The following is a 5,969-nucleotide window of genomic DNA, read 5'->3' on the forward strand; positions in this document are numbered from 1 at the left end:
TGTTTCGCATGGCATGCATGCGCGGCGATATCGAACTCGAAGGGCCGTTCAAGAAGGCGCTGGAAGGCTTGATGGAAATGGCTGAGGTGGCTTCGACAAGCAGATAAGTCAGATGGGATATCAGAGACCAACCCTTCTGCCCGGCATGCCCATCGAAGCCTATCTTAAGACCGATGAACGTACCCCGCTCAGTTACCTCACCAAGCCGTTGATGGATTACTTCTATAAGACGATGAGAGGGTGAGGCGTTAATTGTTTGGCAGATTGTGCGTTCTTAAATCGCGCTTTGCGTTTTCATATTGTTCCGAAGTATGTCTGGGTTCGCAGACTCGGGACCTTGGAAGCAAGTTGGTAAAATAGATGTTCACTCGTAAAGCGGCTTGTGGTCCCACCAGCACGTGCAATCTTGTGATACCTCTACTCAGGGGAAGAGGTGACCTGCTCCCCTTGGAGTCCGCTCTTATTGGTTAGTTCTGTTCAGGGTTTGGTCCTCTTCTGACCGTTGGTGATACTCCCGCGGGGTGAGCCCGTCGAGGCTCGAATGTGGGCGGTGGTGATTGTAGTCGTCGCGCCATGCCGCAACTATGCGGCAGGCATGGCGCAAAGACGGGAACAGGTGCTCGTTTAGGCATTCCTCGCGCATCCGTCCCTTGAAGCTCTCGACCAAGCCGTTTTGCATGGGTTTGCCCGGTGCGTGTGGTGCCACCCGACTTTGCGGTTTTCCTGCCACTTGAGCATCGCGTTGCTGGTCAGTTCTGTTCCATTGTCGCTGACCACCATGCAGGGATAGCCACGCAATTCTGCAATCCGATCCAGCTCACGGGCGACGCGCGTGCCGCCGATGGATGTGTCCACGACAGCCGCCAGGCATTCCCGGCTGAAGTCATCGATGACGTTCAACACCCGGAACCTTCGCCCGTCTTCCAGCGCGTCTGACATGAAGTCGAGCGACCACCGCTGGTTTGGCCCCTGCGGGATTGCCATGGGCGTCCTGGTGCCCACAGCGCGCTTGCGTCCGCCCCGTTTACGGACGGTTAACCCTTCTTCGCGATAGAGCCGGTAGAGCTTCTTCCAGTTCACCTCCCAGCCCTCCCGCTTCAGCAGGATATGCAGGCGGCGATAGCCAAACCGGCGCCGCTCGGACGCCAGTTCTTTCATCCTGGCCCGCAGCTCGGTGTCCGCCGGCCGCTTCGACTTCCGCCGATACACACGCGGATCGATCCCGGCCAAGGCGCAGGCCCGTTTCTGATTGTAGCCCTTGGTCTTCATTGCCCAGTCCACGGCGTTCCTCCTCGAACCGGGCTTCAGAAGTTTTTTCCAAGCATCTCTTTCAGCGTGGCGACATCGAGCATCTGCTCTGCCAGCATCCTCTTGAGCTTCGCATTCTCGGCTTCCAGCACCTTCAGACGCCGCGCATCAGACACCTCCATGCCGCCATATCTTGAGCGCCAGTTGTAGAACGTCGCATCGCTGATCCCATGCTTGCGGCAAAGCTCTTTCGCGCTCAACCCGGCCTGGTGTTCCTTCAAGATGCCAATGATCTGCTCTTCGCTGAAACGGCTTCTCTTCATCGTCTGTCTCCTTCGTTGGAGAACAGGCTAACCTCAAAGCAAGGACTTTTCAGGGGAGCAGGTCAGAGGGGCCGAGATAACTGTGTTGAAGGTCCTTTATGTAATCAAGTAATCCTTCGACCAGTGAAGCCAACTCTTCAGACTGCGCCCTGCTTTTTGTCGTCGCCTGATCCAGCTTCGCAGCCGTGATCTCCACTTGCTTTGCGTTCTCGCCCAATTGCTCAAGGCCTATCGTGCCAGCGAGGCCATATATCCTGTGTGCCCTTTCCTTTATCTTTACGATGGCATGGGCTGCTTCTTGATCGGTGTCGATACAAGTAAGAAGGTTGCTGAAGTGCTCGAGATGTTGGTCGAGACTTCGCAGATACTTCGCTTGGATGCTGATGATTGCGTCATTTAGCGCGGTATGATCTGTCGACTCCATATTTGACACTCTTATCTTAGGGTAAACAGGCCGTTAATTCGGTCCCAAATACTTGGCTTGGTTGAAGTTGGTTGAGCAGCGAGGCCATTTTGATCTGCGGATGCAATGGCGTCATCAATCAACTGCAAGGGATTTCGGGAAGCCAAAAGCGACATTGTAACTGGCTCTCCCATGATGACCTGGATTTTATCGTGGTCTGCGGCCTCAAACTCATCAACACTTGCCTGTATTCGCTGCGCCAGATCATCAAGTGCGCTCGAAATGATACGCTGGGTAACGCAAACAAATCGACCGCGCCCACAATAGGACAAAAGATAGCTTCTACTCTTCATATTGAGTGCTATCGCGTCTGCCACGTCTACAAGTGTCATGTAGATGTCGCTCAAGCTGGAACGCGACCAAAGCTTCTCAAAATCACGTATAGCGAACGCAATAACCGTTGATTGGAAGATTTTTCCGCGAGACAGTTGTAGGAGATAGTTTTCCAGGACCAACTTATCTATTGCCCCTGGCACTTCGTCGATGGTTACCGCGTCGTCAATTGAGAAGCTGAATGCCTCACCGACCTTGTTTCTAAGCGATTGAAGTTCGCGTGCCGATCCGGTTGCAATCCGTTGCTCTTTCACCAGTTTCTCAGCCAAACGGATTCTTGTGCCAAGCTCCAACGGATCGAATGGTTTACTGATGTAGTCTGTTGCACCTGCAGCAAACGCACGATCAATATAGGATCGGTCCGTCATCGCCGTTATCATGAGTATCGGGCATGTCTTGTAGTGAGGCAGAGCCCTGATAACACCACAGAGTTCAATTCCATCCATTTCCGGCATCTGAATATCTAGCAGAATGCAGTCAAATGGAGACGTTGCATTCGAGATTTCTCGTAGCGCAGCCGTGGCTGAGTTCACGAGAGTATGCTCGACAAAGCCGTCGGTCTTAAGAATTGCGTCAAGCAGTTCCAGCACATATTTGTCATCGTCGACGGCAAGGATCTTCAACTTCTCGTCTCCCAGTCGTTCCTGCGAAACTCTCGATATCGCATAGGTGATTCCTAAACCCAGTATTCAGAGAGCCTACCGATTTTCTATGTTGGGTTGTAGATGAGAATTGAGGCTGCAATTTGGCAGTGAATAATGTTGGGGGAAGTTGAAGCTGCTATGTTTTGAGAACCCTAACCGGAATCAGAAAAGCGATAGACGTAGCAGTGGGATTTCCCTGATTGCTGACGCTATTCAGCTGCAGCTCTATGCCAAGCTGCGTGTAACAGGGTGGGCAACCCAACCGGATCAAAGGGTTTGGCTATTACGTCGAGCGCACCCAGTTGTTTGAGCATCACTGAAACGTCGTTTTGGACTTTAGCTGTCATGAAGATCACCGGCACTTGTTCAAGGCCCGGTAGACGACGCAACTCCGTCCAGGTTTCTTCCCCGGTCATCCCTGGCATCATCATGTCCAGGAGGAAAAGGTCTGGCTGGAAGGCCAATGCACTGGCTATTGCTTCTTTGCCAGAACTACATGACTGCACAGTTAACCCACCTATGGAACAGAGAGACAGCTCCACAATCGTTCTTATATCCGCGTCATCGTCGACATGCAGAATTCTTTGCAGTTCGGTCATATCGGAGTTGTTCCTAGGTTGTTTAGCACTCAGTCGGGTAGTGTCTCAAACTCAAGTAAAAACGTGGTGCCGACGCCAACAACGCTTTCAAAGTCTATACTCGCACCGTGTTTGTCGAGGATGCGTTTTGTGATGTGCAATCCAAGGCCCGTTCCCCCAAACTTCCGAGTGTCGGAGGCATCGAGCTGTGAAAACGGTTTGAACAGTTTATCCCTTGCCTCTTGAGGAATCCCTATACCTTGGTCGGCGACGCGAATAATGGCCATACCACCTTCCTTCTCTGCCGAGACGCGGATGATGTCTCCTTCGTCAGAGAATTTAATCGCGTTCGAGAGCAAGTTCGCCATCACCTGGAGCAGGCGTGATTTGTCACCAAGGATCATGAGCACTTCACCAGAGGTTTCGAAAGCAACCTCGATCCGTGAGTTCCGCGCATAATGAGAAATAGCGTCAACTGCTTCCTGCACTATTTCTTTGAGATTCACCGTTTCTAAGTGCAGGTCAATCTGGCTGGCTTCCATTTTTTGAAGATCCAGAAGCTCACCGATAAGAAGAAGCAGACGATCCGTGTTTCGCTGCGCCATGTCCAGCAAAGGTGATAACTCAGCAGGTATCTCGCTCGCCGCGCCACTTCTCATCAGGTCAAGTGACCCCTTGATCGACGTTAGTGGCGTGCGCAGTTCATGGCTGACTGTAGAGAGAAACTGCGACTTCGCTTCGGACGCTCTCATGGCCCGGTCGCGTTCCAGCTTCAAACTCTCGAACTGGCGCATATTCTTCCTATAGAGATCAACAAATATCCGCGAACAATCCACTATGAAATATAGAACAAAGCCGACCGTGATGAACTGCAGCCAAAGATAGGAGTCAATTGGTGGTCGGACGACAATCAGGTCGCGCGCGGGAATGAAAATGAAAGCAAGACCGTAGATCACCAGCTTAATGAGAAGGAGTTGTGGAATCTGGTGATTGTTGACGGCGGCAAAAAGCGCTGCGGCAAACAACAGGAACAGGGGCGTGAAATGAAGGGCTGGACCCTCTGACCACGACATTACTATTGCAAATGAAGCGATTGCCAGTGTGCTTAGAATTTGGCTCATGATGACCAGAGCGAGATATTTTCTAGTCTCTCGAACGCTGCCACCTTTCCAAACGATCACTTTTTTGGAAATGCAAAGGTCGGTCGCTTCCGCAAGCAGGAGGAACAAATAGCATATAGAGGCAAGGAAGAAGTCGAAGTAGTAAGCCGTTAAAAGGGCAACGCCTGCGAACATCGCCTGCCGTTGCCAGAACAGGTTCATACCAACTTTGACAAAGTCTTTCAGCTGATGCTCTGACCGGATTTTCTGGAGCCGCTTTCCACTGCCAGGCTTGTCCGCAAGCACCACGAAGTCACGCATGGGTATACGCTTTGCCAACCAGATCAATGGCGTTTTCAAAGATATGTTCATGCCGCTGACCGGTCCTGCAGAATGTTCTCTAAGCTGGGCGCAAGAGCTTCCCGTTTGATGTCGATTTGCAAGTTCGCGCCCTCCTGAGTTCAGCGGTCTATATGGACACCTGAAATTTCAACCTGCCAGCGCTCTGCTACGTTGCGGGGCGTGTCGCTGTATGAGCATGGTGTCAGACAAGGAGGCTGTTTCATGCGTCAGTTTACAGTATTCCGTTCACCGCACTGTATATGATAAATTGTGGGCAATGTCGTCAATACAGTTATGGGTTGATTTCTTCATCTGTGCCGAGTGTGTTTCCGTCTATGGATCGAGTTCCTATAAGCGCAAGAAGAACTGGCCGCTGGTCGTTGAAACGGCGGTGACTGTGGCGGCAACGAGTCTGGTCACGGCAGTGCAGTCCCAGCTAGTTCTTTAGTGGATTAAGGCCGCACATGGGGTGAACGCAATTAAGCAGAAAGACACCGATCAGATGCTGCCTTGGAACTGACCGGGCTGAAGTCCCGCTTACATTGCATCGCTCACGTGCGACCCGTTTGATTGAACTGTAGTTTCGTGTTTGGTAAACATATGCAGATGAAACATGAGATCAAAAGCTATCTTTGTAGTTCTCAAAAACTGCAGAAACAAACGACCTCCGAATGGAAGGGTTAACTGCATCGCAAGGATGTGAACTCGCTCGCTAACACAAGACATCGAAACGACAATGTCTTGAGGAGTGTAGTCATGGCCTTTAGCCCCACAGCCAACAATCTATCTGACGCGATCGACGCATCAGGTCTTACCCAACGCGAAATTGCCGACCGGGTTGGTTTCAACCATCCAAACGTTCTGTCAATGATGAAGCAAGGGGTGACACGTGTTCCACTGCAACGCATCCCTGCGCTTGCTCAGACGCTTGGTATGGA

At 51.6% G+C, this 5,969-nt stretch carries 6 protein-coding genes and 1 pseudogene; 2 read left to right on the plus strand and 5 right to left on the minus strand.

Annotated elements, in window-relative coordinates; all coding sequences use genetic code 11:
* The first annotated feature begins 112 nt into the window (after positions 1-112).
* A complete protein-coding gene (locus MUY21_RS16120) occupies positions 113-244 on the plus strand; it encodes a hypothetical protein (RefSeq protein ID WP_268246019.1) in 132 nt (43 codons plus the stop codon).
* 216 nt (positions 245-460) lie between these two features.
* Here MUY21_RS16120 and MUY21_RS15865 read toward each other — a convergent pair.
* From MUY21_RS15865 to MUY21_RS15885, 5 genes and pseudogenes are all read right to left on the minus strand, one after another.
* Positions 461-1,571 (minus strand): annotated as a pseudogene (locus MUY21_RS15865) (IS3 family transposase).
* A gap of 49 nt (positions 1,572-1,620) precedes the next feature.
* A complete protein-coding gene (locus MUY21_RS15870) occupies positions 1,621-1,995 on the minus strand; it encodes an Hpt domain-containing protein (protein WP_248411250.1) in 375 nt (124 codons plus the stop codon).
* 11 nt (positions 1,996-2,006) lie between these two features.
* Entirely contained in the window at positions 2,007-2,990 is a 984-nt protein-coding gene (locus MUY21_RS15875) for a response regulator (RefSeq protein ID WP_248411251.1), read from the minus strand.
* 230 nt (positions 2,991-3,220) lie between these two features.
* Entirely contained in the window at positions 3,221-3,610 is a 390-nt protein-coding gene (locus tag MUY21_RS15880) for a response regulator (RefSeq protein WP_191285328.1), read from the minus strand.
* A 29-nt stretch (positions 3,611-3,639) separates the two neighbouring features.
* A complete protein-coding gene (locus tag MUY21_RS15885; protein ID WP_248411252.1) occupies positions 3,640-5,010 on the minus strand; it encodes a HAMP domain-containing sensor histidine kinase in 1,371 nt (456 codons plus the stop codon).
* A gap of 777 nt (positions 5,011-5,787) precedes the next feature.
* Between MUY21_RS15885 and MUY21_RS15890 the strand changes: the two genes are divergently transcribed.
* On the plus strand, positions 5,788-5,969 hold a 182-nt coding region (locus MUY21_RS15890; RefSeq protein ID WP_248411253.1), incomplete at its 3' end, for a helix-turn-helix transcriptional regulator.

Source organism: Aliiroseovarius sp. S2029, assembly GCF_023195575.1.
GTDB classification, from domain to species: Bacteria; Pseudomonadota; Alphaproteobacteria; order Rhodobacterales; family Rhodobacteraceae; genus Aliiroseovarius; species Aliiroseovarius zhejiangensis.

Bases quoted from the DNA above. Each gene is read 5' to 3' on its own strand.
- MUY21_RS15885 (WP_248411252.1), bottom strand. From the start codon at position 5,010: ATGCGTGACTTCGTGGTGCTTGCGGACAAGCCTGGCAGTGGAAAGCGG.
- MUY21_RS15880 (WP_191285328.1), bottom strand. From the start codon at position 3,610: ATGACCGAACTGCAAAGAATTCTGCATGTCGACGATGACGCGGATATA.
- MUY21_RS15870 (WP_248411250.1), bottom strand. From the start codon at position 1,995: ATGGAGTCGACAGATCATACCGCGCTAAATGACGCAATCATCAGCATC.
- MUY21_RS16120 (WP_268246019.1), top strand. From the start codon at position 113: ATGGGATATCAGAGACCAACCCTTCTGCCCGGCATGCCCATCGAAGCC.